Origin of the sequence: Pseudarthrobacter sulfonivorans (assembly GCF_014712225.1) — a bacterium.
GTDB lineage: Bacteria > Actinomycetota > Actinomycetes > Actinomycetales > Micrococcaceae > Arthrobacter > Arthrobacter sulfonivorans.
In genome coordinates this window covers 1-14,167 of sequence record NZ_JACXBW010000025.1, presented here as the reverse complement: position 1 = coordinate 14,167, position 14,167 = coordinate 1, and the positions used below count along the sequence as shown (strand labels likewise).

The following is a 14,167-nucleotide window of genomic DNA, read 5'->3' as shown; positions in this document are numbered from 1 at the left end:
CCATGCTGAATTTTGTTGATTCCGTCAACGAGGCCGTAGCCGGCATCAAGGACGGCTCCACCGTGATGATCGGCGGGTTCGGCAATGCCGGCCAGCCGTTCGAACTGATCGACGCCCTGATGGACTGCGGCGCCAAGGACCTGACCGTGGTGAACAACAATGCCGGCCAGGGCGATCAGGGCCTGGCCCTGCTGATCAAGGAAGGCCGGGTCAGGAAGATGATCTGTTCCTTCCCGCGGCAGTCCGACTCATGGCACTTCGACGCCAAGTTCCACGCCGGCGAGATCGAACTGGAGCTCGTCCCGCAGGGCAACCTCGCCGAGCGGATCCGCGCCGCCGGAGCTGGCATCGGCGGGTTCTTCACGCCCACCGGCTACGGCACCATGCTGGCCGAGGGCAAGGAAACCCGCATCATCGACGGCCGCGGCCAGGTGTTCGAGACACCCATCCACGGCGACGTCGCGCTGATCAAGGCCCTGAAGGCCGACGGCGTGGGGAACCTCGTGTACCGCAAGACCGCCCGGAACTTCGGCCCCATCATGGCAGCCGCCGCCAAGCACACGGTGGTCCAGGTGTCCGAGATTGTCCCCACCGGCGGACTCGACCCGGAAAACGTCGTCACCCCCGGAATCTACGTCAACAGCATCGTGAAGGTGGCCTGAGCATGAGTACCGCAACTTCCATCCAGACCAGTGACAAGCCCCTGGGCCGCAATGACCTTGCCGAGCTCGTGGCCCGGGACATCAAGCCCGGCTCGTTCGTGAACCTCGGCATCGGCCAGCCCACGCTGGTGTCGAACTACCTCAAGCCGGAGCAGAACATCACGCTCCACACGGAGAACGGCATGCTTGGCATGGGTCCCGCGGCGGAGGGTGACCAGATCGACGGCGACCTCATCAACGCCGGCAAAATCCCCGTCACCGAACTCCCGGGCGCATCCTACTTCCACCACGCCGATTCGTTCGCGATCATGCGCGGCGGCCACCTGGACATCTGCGTCCTCGGCGCCTTCCAGGTCTCGGCCACGGGCGACCTTGCCAACTGGCACACCGGCGCCCCTGACGCGATTCCCGCCGTGGGCGGCGCCATGGACCTGGCCACCGGCGCCAAGGACGTCTTTGTGATGATGACGCTCCTGACCCGTGAGGGTGCCTCCAAGATCGTGGACGCGTGCACCTACCCGCTCACCGGCGTCGGCTGCGTTACCCGCGTGTACACCGACAAGGCCGTCTTCCTCACAGGGCCCGACGGCGTCACCGTCCGCGAGACCTTCGGCTGCACCCTTGAGGAACTCCAGGAACTGGTGCCCGTCCCGCTGAAGGCCGCAGCCTAATCACGTTGCGGGGCCCGCACTACGTTCCCGGGCGGCATCCCGGGGAGCAGAAGGGGCCCCGCAGTCGGTGGTAGAGCCTCCACCCCCCTCTAGGATTGGTAACCATGACCAACGCACCGGCAGCTGCACGCACCGCTCCGCAGGCGAGCGACCAGTACGTGCAGTCGCTGGCGCGCGGCCTGGCCGTCATCCGGGCCTTCGACAACGACCACCCGGTGATGACCCTCACCGAGGTGGCGGCCCGGACCGACCTGACCAGGGCCACCGCACGCCGGTTCCTGCACACCCTCGTTGAGCTCGACTATGTCCGGACCGACGGCAAGACGTTCGCGCTCACGGCCAAGGTCCTGCAGCTTGGCTACGCCTACCTCTCCGGGCTGTCCCTGCCCCAGCTCGCCCAGCCGCACCTGGAGGAACTCTCCCTCAAACTGGGCGAGTCCACCTCGGCGGCCGTGCTGGACGGCACGGACATCGCCTACATTGCCCGGGTGACCACGCGCCGGATCATGAACGTCGGCATCACGGTGGGCACCCGGTTCCCCGCCTACGCTACCTCCATGGGGAGGGTGCTGCTTGCCGCCCTGCCGCCCGACCGGCTCCAGGCCTACCTTGCCGCCGCGGAGATCAAGCCGCTGACGCCGCGGGCGCTCGGAACCGTTCCGCAGCTGACGGCGGTGCTGGACACTGTCCGGGCCCAGGGCTGGTGCCTGCTGGACCAGGAGCTTGAGTTGGGGCTGATGTCCGTGGCGGCTCCGGTCTACGACGGCCCCACCAAGGTGGTGGCGGCCGTCAATGTGTCGCTGCAGGCCCAGTCCGTGGCGGCCCGGCCGGACCCGGAAGCGTACCTGGCCTCGGTTGCGCAGGAAATTGTGGCCACGGCCAAGCTCATCTCGGCGGACCTGACCGCGAGGCGGTAGCCCGGCGGCGCCGAAGCCCGGGCGCCCGCACAGCCCGGCGCTGAACGACCGGCCATCCGAACGGCCAGCGCCAAATGAGTGCATATCCCGCCCGGGGGGTCATAGACTCGAGCCAACTACGTCCGTAAGGGAGCTGGCGGTTGAAACTGGGCATACCGCGGGAACGGCATGAGGGTGAGCGCCGTGTTGCCGCCACACCGGAAACGGTCAAGCAGTTGGCGGGGCTGGGCCTTGAAGTCCTGATCGAAACGGGCGCCGGGGCCGCCGCCGGCCACCCCGACCACGAGTACGCCCAAGCCGGGGCCCGAATCGTCCCCAACCTCGATCCTGCTGACCTGGACGTCCTCGCCCATGTGCGGCCCTTGGAACCCGCGACGGCGATGGCCCTGAAGAGCGGCGCCGTCACCGTGGGCCTGGCCTCGCCGTCGTCCGAGCTGGCCACGGTGCAGGCGCTGGCGGATGCCGGCGTCACGTCGTTCGCCCTGGAACTGGTGCCCCGCATCTCCCGCGCCCAGTCCATGGATGCGCTCAGTTCCCAGGCCCTGGTGGCCGGCTACCGCTGCGTGCTGGAGGCGGCCATCCGGTTTCCGCGGTTCTTCCCGCTGTACATGACCGCGGCCGGAACCGTCCCGCCCGCCCGCGTGCTGGTGCTCGGCGCCGGCGTCGCGGGGCTGCAGGCCATCGGCACCGCGAAACGGCTTGGCGCCCGCGTTTCCGCCAACGACATCCGGCCCGCCTCCGCCGACGAAGTGGCGTCCATGGGCGGCACGTTCATCAAACTGGACCTGGAAACAGCGGAGGCTTCGGGCGGTTACGCCCGCGAACTCAGCGCAGACCGCGGCGCCCTGCAGCGTGAACTCCTCGCCCCGCACGTCGCCCAGGCCGATGTCCTGATTACGACGGCGGCGGTCCCCGGCAGGCGCGCACCGCTCCTGGTGAGCCGCCAGATGGTGCAGGGCATGCGCCCCGGTTCGGTCGTCGTCGACCTCGCCGCGGAGTCCGGCGGCAACGTGGAGGGTGCCGTTCCCGGCGAGGACATCCTGGTGCCCACCGCCGACGGCCACGGCCACGTCACCCTGGTAGGGCTCAAGGACGCGCCGTCCGCGATGGCCTCGGACGCGTCCCGCCTTTACGCGAAGAACGTGGCCAACCTGCTCGCGCTGATGACCCGCGACGGCACGGTGGCCCCCGATTTCGACGACGACGTGATCGCGGGTGCCTGCCTCACGCACGACGGCGCCGTGCGGCATCTGCCCACGGCCGAGGCACTGGCGGCACTCATCCCGGCACTGCCCGACCATGCGCCGAGGATCCAGAACGAGGTCCCGGACATCGGCGTCCGGATGGAAGCCGCAAATTACGACGGCATGCAAACCGAAGGGGGAATCTGATGGACGGCATGAGTCTGCTGACCGTCACGGTGCTGGCAGTGTTTGTGGGCTTCGAGGTGGTCTCCAAAGTTTCCAGCACACTCCACACGCCCCTCATGTCCGGAGCCAACGCCATCCACGGCATTATCCTGGTGGGCGCCATCATCGTGGCCGGCCAGGCAGCGGACCCGGGGATTCTTGCCGTGGCGCTGCTGGCCGTGGTGCTGGCCACCGCCAACCTGGTGGGCGGGTTTGTGGTCACTGACCGGATGCTGCTCATGTTCCACGGCCGGAAGGAAGCCGTGCGTACCGGAGCCGCGGGAACAGCCGCCGGAGCCAAGGAAGAGGGAAAATGAGCCTCCTCGATCCGGTCTGGACTTCACTCCTTTACCTCGCCGCCGCGGTGTTTTTCATCCTGGCCCTCCGCGGCCTCAGCTCTCCCCGCACCGCCCGCCGCGGCAACCTGATCGGCGCCTTCGGGGCGCTGCTCGCCGTCGTCACCGTGTTCCTGTCGGCCAGGCTGGAGAACATCCCCTGGATCGTCGGTGCCATCGCGGTGGGAACGGCGGTGGCCGCCCCCGTGGCCCGGCGCGTGAAAATGACGCAGATGCCCCAGCTGGTTGCCCTCTTCAACGGCGTGGGCGGCGGTGCCGCAGCGCTTGTAGCGCTTCTGGAACTCGGCCACAACGAAGACCCCTGGGTACGCCTTGCCATCGTCTTCACGCTCCTGGTAGGGGCCGTGTCCTTCGCCGGATCGGGCGTCACGTTCGCCAAGCTCCAGGAACTGATGACCACCCGCCCGGTGGTGTTCCCCGGCCTCCCTGTGGTGATGGCGGCGGTGCTGCTCGCCGCGGTGGGCACCGCCGTCGCCGTCGTCCTCACCGGCTCCCTCGCGCTCGCGGTGCTGCTGATGGTGCTGGGACTCGTTGCCGGCGCACTGCTGGTGCTGCCCGTGGGCGGGGCCGACGTGCCAATCGTCATCTCCCTCCTGAACGCTTTCACTGGCCTTGCGGTGGCAGCGTCCGGCGTGGTGCTGGGCAATGTCCTCCTGGTGGTTGCGGGCACGCTGGTGGGTGCCTCCGGCACCATCCTCACGCGGGCCATGGCTGCGGCGATGGGCCGCAGTGTGGCGGGCATCCTGTTCGGAGCCTTCAAGGGAGGTTCGACGGCTGGATCCACCGCCGTCAGCGAACGTCCGGTCAGGTGCTCCAGCGCGGAGGACGTGGCGGTGCTCCTGGGCTACGCGCAGCGGGTCATCATTGTGCCGGGCTACGGCCTGGCCGTGGCGCAGGGCCAGCACACCGCAGCGGAGCTGGCGCTGGCCCTCGAATCACGCGGCATCGTCGTGGACTTTGCCATCCACCCCGTGGCCGGCCGGATGCCCGGGCACATGAACGTGCTCCTGGCCGAAGCCAACGTGCCATATGAGTCGCTCAAGGAAATGGGTGAGATCAACCCCGAATTCCGGACCGCAGACGTGGCGCTGGTGGTCGGCGCCAACGATGTGGTGAACCCGGCGGCGAAGACATCCTCCGGCTCGCCCATCTACGGGATGCCCATCCTGGAAGTGTCCGACGCCCGCCAGGTGATCTTCCTGAAGCGCTCCATGCGTCCCGGCTTCGCAGGGATTGAGAACGAGCTCCTGTACGAACCGCAGACGTCCCTCCTCTTCGGCGACGCCAAGGATTCACTGGCCAAGGTGCTCGGCGCCGTCAAAGCCTTGTAGCAAGTAGCCTTTCCATAGGCATATTCAACTTCACCGAAGGACACCCATGACTGCCAACGGCTTCACGGACCTCAAACGGCCGGCCATCATCGTCAATCCCGCCAAGCCGGTGGAGGTTGACGTTAAGGCACTCGCGGCCAAGCACTGCTCCGAGAACGGCTGGGGCGAGCCCATCTGGCTCGAGACCACCAAGGAGGACCCGGGCGTCGGCCAGGCGAAGGAGGCACTCAGGCAAGGGGCCGACGTCGTTATTGCTGCCGGCGGCGACGGTACGGTGCGGTGCGTGGCGGAGGTGCTGGCCGGCGGGGACGTGCCCATGGGGCTGCTTCCGTTCGGCACGGGCAATCTCCTGGCCCGCAACCTGGGGATGGACGTCACGGACTTTGACGGCGCCATGGCCGGGGCTCTGGCGGGAACTGAGCGGAAGATCGACGTAGTCCGTGCCCGCCGCAACGACCCCGACAAGGAGCAGCTCTTCCTGGTGATGGCCGGAGTGGGCTACGACGCCACCATCATGGCCGACACCAACGAGGACCTTAAGGACAAGGTGGGCTGGCTTGCCTACGTGGACGCCGGGATCCGGAACCTGCCCGGCAAGCCGGTGAAGGCCACCATCGTGATCGACGGCAAGGACGTGGTGCACCGCGGCATCCGCAGCGTCATGGTGGGCAACTGCGGCAAGGTCCAGGGCGGGCTGGAGATCTTCCCCGACGCCAAAATGGATGACGGCCTGCTGGACGTGGCGGTGCTGGCCCCGCAGGGGAAGCTGGGTTGGTTCTCCGTGATCGCCGGCATGATCGGCAAGGGCCGGGGCAAGGACACCTCCGTGGAGTATTACCAAGGCAAATCCGTGGAAATCACGCTGGAACACAACGACGACTACCAGCTGGACGGCGACCACGAGGGCGAGGGCAAACACGTCGCAATGACCATCGAGCCCGGGGCGCTCACCATCCGCCTGTAGCTCTGCCCAACTGGGTAGCAGCAGATGCCGTTTTGACGGCTCAAAACGGCATCTGCTGCTACCTACATGGGGGAGGCGGGGGCCGGGCGGTGGGCCAGGATTTCAGCGAGCTCGGCGAGCCGGTGGGCGCGCGCTGATTCGGCTGGGGTGAACGGCTCGCCGGGACGGGCAAAGGTGATGGGCCCATGCCAGGCGGTCGGGACCTTGAGGACGGTCCCGGCGTCGGGCGTTTCCACGGCTGCCTCGGCCGGCGTGAGGATCCTCGCGCGCAACAGCTCGGCCACAGCGAGCGGCAGTTCGCCCGGTGCATCGGCCACCCTGGCCGCGAGGCTGAGCGCCCTGGTCTGGCCGTCCGCCATGGCCAGGGCGGTGGTGGGCCAGACGTGGGATCGTGAGCCGCCGGCGTCGTCCAGTGCCTCCAGCAGTTGACGTTCACCCAGGTCCCCCGGCGCGGACAGCACAAACTCGTCCAGCACTCCGCCGGCGACCGGATGGACGTGGATGCTGAGGATGTTGGTGTCCAGGCGGGCCAGCGCCCGGGTGACCTTCTGCAGCGCACCCGGCTGGTCCTGCAGGACCGTGCGGGCCCGCCATAATGCCGCTGCGCTGCCCAGCTTCTTCCGGTGCCGAAGCGCCGGCGCGTGCAGCCAGCCGCGGAGGACCCGGGCAGCGGAAGGTTCAGCCACCCAAATCACCAATACGGTGGCCGTCAGGGTGAGGACAAGCACTTTGGCCACGTACGGCAGGTGCGTCTCCACCACTAACGCATGGACCAGCAGTTCAATGGGAAGCATCACGGCCACGTTGGCCACGGTCAGTCGGGTCTTGGTGGGCTCGGGCATCAGGCCGCAGACTTCGCAGCTCAAATCAGAGGCGGCCGGGTTACTTGCGGTGGGCTTCATGTCCCAAGGATCACAGCACGGTGTTTCGGCCGTGTTGCCCTGCCGTTCCGGTTATGCGAAAGGTCCGCGGCATAGGATCGAAAGGAACGCCGGTGCTGCCGCTCCAGAATGGCACTGCTTGCCAGCGGTCTACAGAGTGAAAGGCAGTTTCCGCACGTGAAGATCCTTGCCGGAATGTTCAGCATTGCCCCGGCCAACAAAGACCACCACCCGGCCATCCGATGCGCCGTGGGAATCTTCGTGCCGCTGATCACGCTGGTCGTACTGGGGCGGCTGGATCTGGCGATCTTCGCGTCCTTCGGTGCGTTCGCCGGAATCTACGGGCGTGGCGAACCCCACGGCACCCGTTTCGTGCTGCAGCTCCGCGCGGGACTTCTGATGCTCTTGGTGATCCTCCTGGCCACGCTGACTGCGCGACTTGGCCCTGCGATCGGGCTCGACCAGATGGCCATCGCCTGGCTCCTGGTCCTGACCACAACCCTGGTGGCTGGTGCGTGTTCGGTGGCCATCTCCCTGCTGCGCCTGCGTCCGGCCGGGTCCCTGTTCCACATCTTCGCTTTTGCCGCCATCGCTTCCGTTCCACATCAGCCGCCCGCGTGGCAGGCCATGCTGGTGGCCGTCCTGACCACCATCCTGTCCCTGGTCATCGGTTTCTCGTCCCGGGTCCTGCCCAGCCACCGCACGCCCTGGGTTCCGCCCGCCCGCATTCGGCGGACCGCCGACGAACGCCGCGCCGCCTGGCTGGAGGGCCTGGGGTATCTCGTGGCCGCCGGGCTGGCGGGCTCGCTGGCAACACTTGCAGGGCAGCGGCTCGGGTTTGGACACGCCTACTGGGCCATGGTGGCGGCGGTGGTTCCGCTCGTTGGCCACAGCACCGTGCATCGCGTCCGCCGCGGCGTGCAGAGGATCATCGGCACCGTCCTCGGACTGGCCTTGCTGGCCGCCATCCTGCTCATAGGGCTCACCCCCTGGCAAACGGTTCTGGTCATCGCGCTCTGCCAGTTCGGCGCAGAACTGTTCATTGCCCGCCAGTACGTCCTCGCGCAGCTCTTCGTGACGCCGCTGGCGCTGATCTCCACGCTGCTGGTGGTGCCTTCCTCGCCCACTATCCTGCTGCGCGACCGCATCATCGAGACGGTGATCGGCGCCGCCGTCGGTGTTGCCGTGGTGCTGGCACCGGCCCTGTGGCGGCGTCAGCGAGTGTAATCTGGTAGTCGCACCATTGAATGGAAGGGAGCGCTGTGGCCAACTCACTCTCCGGCGACTCGGTGGTGGACCGTGTGGTCCGGGTCATCTCCGCCTTTCCTGAAGGCGTCAGCAGCCTTCAGCTGTCCGAGCTCGCGGACCGGGCCGGGCTGCCCCTGACCACCGCGCACCGGCTGGTCCGGCAGTTGGCTGAGCATGGACTGCTGGAAACGGTCGACGGCGGGGCGGTGCGGCTGGGGCTGCGCCTGTGGGAGTTGGTCAACCGCAATTCGCCCACGCTCGCGCTGCGGCAGGCCGCCATGCCGTTCATGGAAGACATCCAGCAGGTGCTGAACCAGAACGTGAACCTGGCGGTCCTGGACGGCTGGGAAGCGCTCTTTGTGGAGCGGCTCTCCCGGCGCGGTTCCGTTGCCAACAGGGCCAGGGTGGCCGGCCGGATGCCCGTCCATGTTTCCTCGGCCGGGCTCGCCCTCATGGCCTACCAGGACAAGCCGGTGCAGGCCGCGTACCTTGACCAATTCTCCGATCCTGAGGGCCGGGTGACAGGGGAGGTGGTGCGCGCACTGCTGAGTGAAACGGCCCATCAAGGGTTCGCTCAGCTCGCGGGCGTGGTGGATCCGGACACCTGGGGCATAGCCGTCCCGGTGCTGGACGGACGGCAGCGTGCCGTGGCCGCGCTCGGCGTCGTGGTTCCCCTGCGGGAGATGCGGCTGCAGGCCCTGGTGCCCGCCCTGCAGACTGCAGCGCGAGGCATCGCCCGCGGGCTCAGCGACGCCGGAATCTGAGCTTCAATTCCGTTGAACGGAATCACTATTACGCCAGTCACCTTTAGCCCGGCACACTGGTAGCCAGACGAACCGACCAGGCTCTGCAGACAGTCAGAGCCCCCGCAACGAAGCGAGGACCAGCCATGGCACAACGCAAAATCATCACCACCCAGGTGGCCATCATGGGCGCCGGCCCCGCCGGCCTGATGCTCTCCCACCTGCTGGCCAAGGCCGGCATCGAATCAACCGTCATCGAGGTGCGCAGCCACAAGGACATCTCCGAAACGGTCCGCGCCGGAATCCTGGAACACGGCACCGTCAACCTGCTGGTGGACAGCGGTGTTTCGGACCGGGTCCTGCGCGACGGCGACCGGCATGACGGCATCGAGCTCCGTTTCAACGGTGAAAGCCACCGCATCGACTTCAAGGACCTCGTGGGCGAATCCGTCTGGCTTTACCCGCAGACGGACGTCTTCCTGGACCTCGCCGCGCGCAGGGAGGCCGACGGCGGCGACATCCGTTACAGCGTCACGGACACTAGCGTCCACGACCTCGAGGGCAAACCGAAGGTCTGGTTCACCGACTCGGAAGGAGTCGAGTACGAGATCCAGGCCGAGTTCCTGGTGGGCGCGGACGGTTCACGCAGCCACTGCCGCTTCCAGATCCCCGAAGCCCACCGCAAGTGGTACTTCCACGAGTACCCGTTCGCTTGGTTCGGCATCCTGGCGGAGGCCCCGCGGAGCTCCGATGAGCTGATCTACGCCAACTCGGACAACGGATTTGCCCTGATCAGCCAGCGCACCGAGACGGTGCAGCGGATGTACTTCCAGTGTGATCCCAAGGAGAACGTGGCCGAGTGGGATGACGACCGGATCTGGGCTGAATTCCGCAGCCGGGTCAACGGCAACGGCTTTGAGCTCAAGGAGGGCCCGGTCGTCGACAAGATGGTCCTGCCGTTCCGCAGTTTTGTGCACACCCCCATGCGCTACGGAAACCTGTTCCTGGCCGGCGACGCCGCCCACACGGTTCCCCCCACCGGTGCCAAGGGCCTGAACCTGGCCATCCACGACGTCAAGATGCTTTTTGAGGGCCTGGACAGCTACTACAAGTCCGGCTCCAAGCAGTTGCTGGACTCGTTCAGCGACAGCGCCCTCGAGCGGGTATGGAAGGCGCAGCAGTTCTCCTACTGGATGACCACCATGCTCCACACCCCCGCCGACGCGGATGACTTCTCCCGGGCCCGCCAGCTCGGCGAACTCAACTCGGTAGTCTCTTCCAGGCACGGCATGGCCTACCTGGCCGAGGCGTACACCGGCTGGCCCGGGGCCCGCTAGGCGCTGACGCGGGGCTAGGCGCTGACGCGGGGCTCGGCCTAAAACCCGAGCCGCCCGTTAGGCCCCCAGGCGTCCGCCGGATGCCTCGAGGTAGCAGGAACCGCACAGGGATTCGTACCAGACGTCCTGGCCATCTATGGCAACCTGGTCGCCGTCGAAGACCACGTCGTTGCCTGCGCGCCGGGTGTTGAAGATGGCCTTGCGACCGCAGCGGCAGATCGTCTTCAACTCCTCCAGCGTGTGGGCGACCTCCAGCAGCCGGCGCGACCCGGGGAAGGCGTGCGTCAGGAAATCCGTCCTGATGCCGTAGGCGAGCACCGGCACGTTGTCCAGGATTGCGATGCGGAACAGGTCATCAACCTGCTCCGGCGTGAGGAACTGCGCTTCGTCCACCAGCAGGCACGCCACCGGCTTCTGGTCCACGTGCTTCAGGAGGGCGTCGGGGTCATCGCCTGCTGCGTGGGCGGCGAAGAGTTCCCTGACGGACGTGGCGGGCGAAATCAGGAAGTCCACGGACCGCGTCATCCCCAGCCGGGACACGATGTCGGTGTCACCTTTGGTGTCCACGTCGGGCTTGGCCAGCAGGACGCGCTGGCCCCGCTCCTCATAATTGAAGGCGGCCTGCAGCAGTCCGGTCGATTTACCCGAGTTCATGGCGCCAAAGCGGAAGTAGAGCTTGGCCAAGATGGTCCTTTCAATGGGTCCGGCTATCGATCCTATGCCGAATGTCCGCGGCCATGGCAGCCGGCCGGAAGGCCTCATTCCCATGCCCCGGTTGGACCAGGCGGCATCAGGCAGTCAGAACAGGAGAGGCGATAGCCGTGACGTTAGTTCCCGGGCCGCATCCGCGTGCTCGGAGATTGTGGCGAACCGTTCTGCGGGACCGGTGAGGCAGAGTGCCCCGCCGGCTGACCCTTTGGGCATTCGTACCGGAAGGGCCAGGCTGGCGGATCCTGATTCAAATTCATTGATTTCCGAGGCCTGGCCTGTGAGCCTTATTTCCGCGAGTTGCTCGTCCAGCCGGCCACTATCGGTAATGGTCTGCTCCGTCAACTTCACCAACTGGCCGCCTGGAAGCGGGAAGACCGAATCGCCAAGTTCAGCGAGCATCAGTTTCCCCGCTGCGGAGGTGTGCGGATACCGGAGCAGCTCGAATACCGAGTGGAGCGGATAATCAGGATCTTCATCGGCGATCCTGAGGGAAGCACCCCTGAACATGAAGAGGTGCACCGCGAAACGGTTTCCCCGCCGGAACTCTTCTATGACGGTGCGGGCCGCGGTGGGAACGGTGGGCGGGGCAGCAGCAGCCACCAGATCTGAAATCGCGTGTCCGAGTGCGAAGCCACGGAGATCAGAAGTGCGGACCAGATATTCGTCTCCCACAAGCGCATTCAAGAGCCTGTAGGCGGTCGCCGGAGGCATGCGCAGGGCATCAGTGATCTCTTTCGCCGTTGTCCCGGTGCCGAAGCGTGCCACGATTTCCAGGATTCTGAGCGAATTTGACGCTGGGCCGGAACCGGCGTGTTTTGGCCTGTAGTTCATTTGACCGGCCCGCCATGAAACAGGTCTGATTCCCGGGTCTCGTCGTAGATGCCCACTGACGCCAGGCGCAGGGGTAACCGGCGGTGAAGGTACATGGCATAAACGACGCTGGTTGCGAGGACGCCGCCGTAGATGAGGGTCTGCAGGTTGCCCGATCTAATCGATGTTGTTGCAGCCGTCCAGAGCACTGCTCCGAGGACCAGGGAGGTTGCTGCTCCAAGTATCCAACTGCCGTACGTGTTCTCCCCGATCCTGCGCAGGAAAAAGGGCAGGGAAGCACTGGCTAGGACATAGGACCCCAGATATCCGTAGGCGCCCAGTGTGAAGAGGTTGGCGAGGCCCTGCTCAGGTCGTGCTCCGGAGAGGACCATCGCAATGGGAACGATGGCAACAACCGGCATGACGGCAAGGATCGCCGTCGAGGGTGTCCGAAAAATGCGATGTGTCCGGCCGACTGCCCGTGGGGCAACGCCTTCTCTGCCCATGCAGAAGAAAATCCGGGCCAGAGCGTTCACGGATGCGATGGCGCACGCAAACCACGATGCAGCGATTCCCAGGTCAAGGAGTGCGGCGAACACCGGGGAAGTCTGCGAAAAAAGGTCAGACAACGGTGTGGGGCTGGCTGTGATGTCCAACGGTGCATCTTTGAGGGCTACGTCCTGGGCGGTCGCGGCGAGGAGATAGAGAACGCCCGCAAGGATGGGGGTCCAAGTGATGGCCCGTGGCACGCTGACGAAGGGTTTCTGCGCCTCGCCTCCGAGCGTGGTTGGGCTTTCAAAGCCAACAAACGCACTGACGGCCACCACGATTGCGATCGATAACGAGTCAAAATGTCCGTTCCACGCAAACACAGTCCCGAGATTGACGTTCGGCTCGTTGAAGGCGAAGTAGACCACCATGAGGACGGCAAGGATCCCGATTGAAATGGTTTCCATCAACAGTGTGGCCCACGCGGATAACTGGATCCCCCTAACCATAAGGAAACAGGCGGCGCCTGCGGCCGCAAGAATGACCAGCGCCGTGACAAACCTTGCATCGGCCACGCGGATGCCCAGGTTGATGAACAGCTCAATGGCATATGTGCCAACAGCCAACAGGCTGGCCATGGCCACAAGGCCGTACCCGAAGATGGCCGACCAGCCGGCGGTAATTGCTGTCCGTTGGCCAAGCCCCTTGGCTGTGTAGCTGTATAGCCCGCTGACGGCAGCCATGCGCTTTGCCATCGGTCTCAGGCATAAAGAAACCAGGATCATGACCGCCATGGCTGCACCGAATGTCAGCACAAGGTTCGGTCCGTCGGACCCAAAGACAAGACCCGGAAAGATCAGGGCCGGAATGACCGTCATCGCACCCGCGGGTGCCACGTTGGCTATTGACTGCGCGAACACCGGCAGGAAGGAAAGCTTCCGCCGCCTCAGACCCTCCACTGGAGAGCGGCGTGTGATGAAGCGATCACCGCGGGCAGGCACTGGGACCAACTTTCCCTCCGGCGTGCAGGCTCGTCGTTGATTTCGCGTGACATAAGTCACTGGCCAGAGGTGCAAAACATTAGCATTCCCTGCTCACGATGACGGCCGCGGTCGCGTTTGTGAATGTTTCCAACATGTTAACTGCGGTGAGAAAAATCCGGATCGATTTTCCCATCCCCTGGTGCTTCCCGGCCCGCTCCCGAATGTTTCCAGCATGTTAACTGGGGTGGGAAAATGCCTCCGTGAATTTCCCACGCAGATATCCCGAAAAGGCTCGCCCCGGGTGAGTTGCATGACGTAGTTTTTCTTCCACAGACGGAATGCAGGTGATCGACATCACGCCAGCAGTGCTCAAAGCAGAGCGCGGCTGACACTCCTGAAATTGAGGATGCCGATTGCAAGTGATCCCTCCTCTAGCCTCATCCGGTGTCGGGAATGATCTTTAGCGCAGCAGCACATGCACAAGGGAATTGACGGTTCTGACAAAACTAAAGATGAGTAGTTCTGTTATTCCGCGATCTTTTGTGGCTATTTATTCCGCAATGGCAATTCCACCGGCATCAGCCGGGAAAGCCGCGCCGGACGCTATACCGTGAGCCCTCATTTTGAAAAGAACAAGGAGAAAACCATGACTCTG

General features: G+C 65.5%; 14 protein-coding genes. 10 read left to right on the top strand and 4 right to left on the bottom strand.

Going from position 1 to position 14,167, the window contains the following annotated elements; genetic code table 11:
• The first annotated feature begins 2 nt into the window (after positions 1-2).
• The 7 genes from IAQ70_RS21395 to IAQ70_RS21365 all read left to right on the top strand — a co-directional run bounded on the left by IAQ70_RS21395 (position 3) and on the right by IAQ70_RS21365 (position 6,310).
• Positions 3-662, top strand: a complete 660-nt coding sequence (locus tag IAQ70_RS21395) for a 3-oxoacid CoA-transferase subunit A (RefSeq protein ID WP_190991967.1) — start codon at positions 3-5, stop codon at positions 660-662.
• A gap of 2 nt (positions 663-664) precedes the next feature.
• On the top strand, positions 665-1,333 hold the full coding sequence (locus IAQ70_RS21390) for a 3-oxoacid CoA-transferase subunit B (protein ID WP_190991966.1): 669 nt from the start codon (positions 665-667) through the stop codon (positions 1,331-1,333).
• Between the two features lie 104 nt (positions 1,334-1,437).
• On the top strand, positions 1,438-2,250 hold the full coding sequence (locus IAQ70_RS21385) for an IclR family transcriptional regulator domain-containing protein (protein ID WP_190991965.1): 813 nt from the start codon (positions 1,438-1,440) through the stop codon (positions 2,248-2,250).
• Between the two features lie 140 nt (positions 2,251-2,390).
• Positions 2,391-3,641, top strand: a complete 1,251-nt coding sequence (locus IAQ70_RS21380; protein ID WP_190991964.1) for a Re/Si-specific NAD(P)(+) transhydrogenase subunit alpha — start codon at positions 2,391-2,393, stop codon at positions 3,639-3,641.
• Positions 3,641-3,976: an NAD(P) transhydrogenase subunit alpha gene (locus IAQ70_RS21375; protein WP_190991963.1), complete on the top strand. Its 336-nt coding sequence runs from the start codon at positions 3,641-3,643 to the stop codon at positions 3,974-3,976. Before IAQ70_RS21380 ends, IAQ70_RS21375 begins: the two co-directional genes overlap by 1 nt.
• Complete coding sequence (locus IAQ70_RS21370; RefSeq protein ID WP_190991962.1) at positions 3,973-5,346, top strand: NAD(P)(+) transhydrogenase (Re/Si-specific) subunit beta; 1,374 nt, start codon at positions 3,973-3,975, stop codon at positions 5,344-5,346. Before IAQ70_RS21375 ends, IAQ70_RS21370 begins: the two co-directional genes overlap by 4 nt.
• A 46-nt stretch (positions 5,347-5,392) precedes the next feature.
• Complete coding sequence (locus tag IAQ70_RS21365; RefSeq protein WP_190991961.1) at positions 5,393-6,310, top strand: diacylglycerol/lipid kinase family protein; 918 nt, start codon at positions 5,393-5,395, stop codon at positions 6,308-6,310.
• 62 nt (positions 6,311-6,372) lie between these two features.
• On the opposite strand, the gene IAQ70_RS21360 is transcribed toward IAQ70_RS21365, so the two are convergent.
• A complete protein-coding gene (locus IAQ70_RS21360; RefSeq protein ID WP_190991960.1) occupies positions 6,373-7,212 on the bottom strand; it encodes an ACT domain-containing protein in 840 nt (279 codons plus the stop codon).
• Between the two features lie 156 nt (positions 7,213-7,368).
• On the opposite strand from IAQ70_RS21360, the gene IAQ70_RS21355 reads away from it, so the two are divergent.
• The 3 genes from IAQ70_RS21355 to IAQ70_RS21345 all read left to right on the top strand — a co-directional run bounded on the left by IAQ70_RS21355 (position 7,369) and on the right by IAQ70_RS21345 (position 10,519).
• Positions 7,369-8,418 (top strand): FUSC family protein, encoded by a 1,050-nt coding sequence (locus tag IAQ70_RS21355; protein WP_190991959.1) that lies wholly within the window; start codon positions 7,369-7,371, stop codon positions 8,416-8,418.
• A 35-nt stretch (positions 8,419-8,453) separates the two neighbouring features.
• A complete protein-coding gene (locus IAQ70_RS21350; protein ID WP_190991958.1) occupies positions 8,454-9,203 on the top strand; it encodes an IclR family transcriptional regulator in 750 nt (249 codons plus the stop codon).
• A gap of 125 nt (positions 9,204-9,328) precedes the next feature.
• On the top strand, positions 9,329-10,519 hold the full coding sequence (locus IAQ70_RS21345; RefSeq protein WP_190991957.1) for a 4-hydroxybenzoate 3-monooxygenase: 1,191 nt from the start codon (positions 9,329-9,331) through the stop codon (positions 10,517-10,519).
• Between the two features lie 57 nt (positions 10,520-10,576).
• Here the strand turns inward: IAQ70_RS21345 and IAQ70_RS21340 are convergent, their stop codons facing one another.
• The 3 genes from IAQ70_RS21340 to IAQ70_RS21330 form a co-directional block, all read right to left on the bottom strand.
• Positions 10,577-11,203, bottom strand: coding sequence for a thymidine kinase (locus IAQ70_RS21340; RefSeq protein ID WP_190991956.1), 627 nt, complete (start codon positions 11,201-11,203; stop codon positions 10,577-10,579).
• A 114-nt stretch (positions 11,204-11,317) separates the two neighbouring features.
• Positions 11,318-12,061 carry an IclR family transcriptional regulator gene (locus tag IAQ70_RS21335; RefSeq protein WP_190991955.1) on the bottom strand — a complete coding sequence of 248 codons (744 nt, stop codon included), beginning with the start codon at positions 12,059-12,061 and terminating at the stop codon, positions 11,318-11,320.
• On the bottom strand, positions 12,058-13,530 hold the full coding sequence (locus IAQ70_RS21330) for an APC family permease (protein WP_317983736.1): 1,473 nt from the start codon (positions 13,528-13,530) through the stop codon (positions 12,058-12,060). Before IAQ70_RS21330 ends, IAQ70_RS21335 begins: the two co-directional genes overlap by 4 nt.
• Positions 13,531-14,167 lie beyond the last annotated feature (637 nt).

Coding starts and splice junctions, on each gene's coding strand:
- IAQ70_RS21395 (WP_190991967.1), top strand. CDS start 3: ATGCTGAATTTTGTTGATTCCGTCAACGAGGCCGTAGCCGGCATCAAG.
- IAQ70_RS21390 (WP_190991966.1), top strand. CDS start 665: ATGAGTACCGCAACTTCCATCCAGACCAGTGACAAGCCCCTGGGCCGC.
- IAQ70_RS21385 (WP_190991965.1), top strand. CDS start 1,438: ATGACCAACGCACCGGCAGCTGCACGCACCGCTCCGCAGGCGAGCGAC.
- IAQ70_RS21375 (WP_190991963.1), top strand. CDS start 3,641: ATGGACGGCATGAGTCTGCTGACCGTCACGGTGCTGGCAGTGTTTGTG.
- IAQ70_RS21370 (WP_190991962.1), top strand. CDS start 3,973: ATGAGCCTCCTCGATCCGGTCTGGACTTCACTCCTTTACCTCGCCGCC.
- IAQ70_RS21365 (WP_190991961.1), top strand. CDS start 5,393: ATGACTGCCAACGGCTTCACGGACCTCAAACGGCCGGCCATCATCGTC.
- IAQ70_RS21360 (WP_190991960.1), bottom strand. CDS start 7,212: ATGAAGCCCACCGCAAGTAACCCGGCCGCCTCTGATTTGAGCTGCGAA.
- IAQ70_RS21345 (WP_190991957.1), top strand. CDS start 9,329: ATGGCACAACGCAAAATCATCACCACCCAGGTGGCCATCATGGGCGCC.
- IAQ70_RS21335 (WP_190991955.1), bottom strand. CDS start 12,061: ATGAACTACAGGCCAAAACACGCCGGTTCCGGCCCAGCGTCAAATTCG.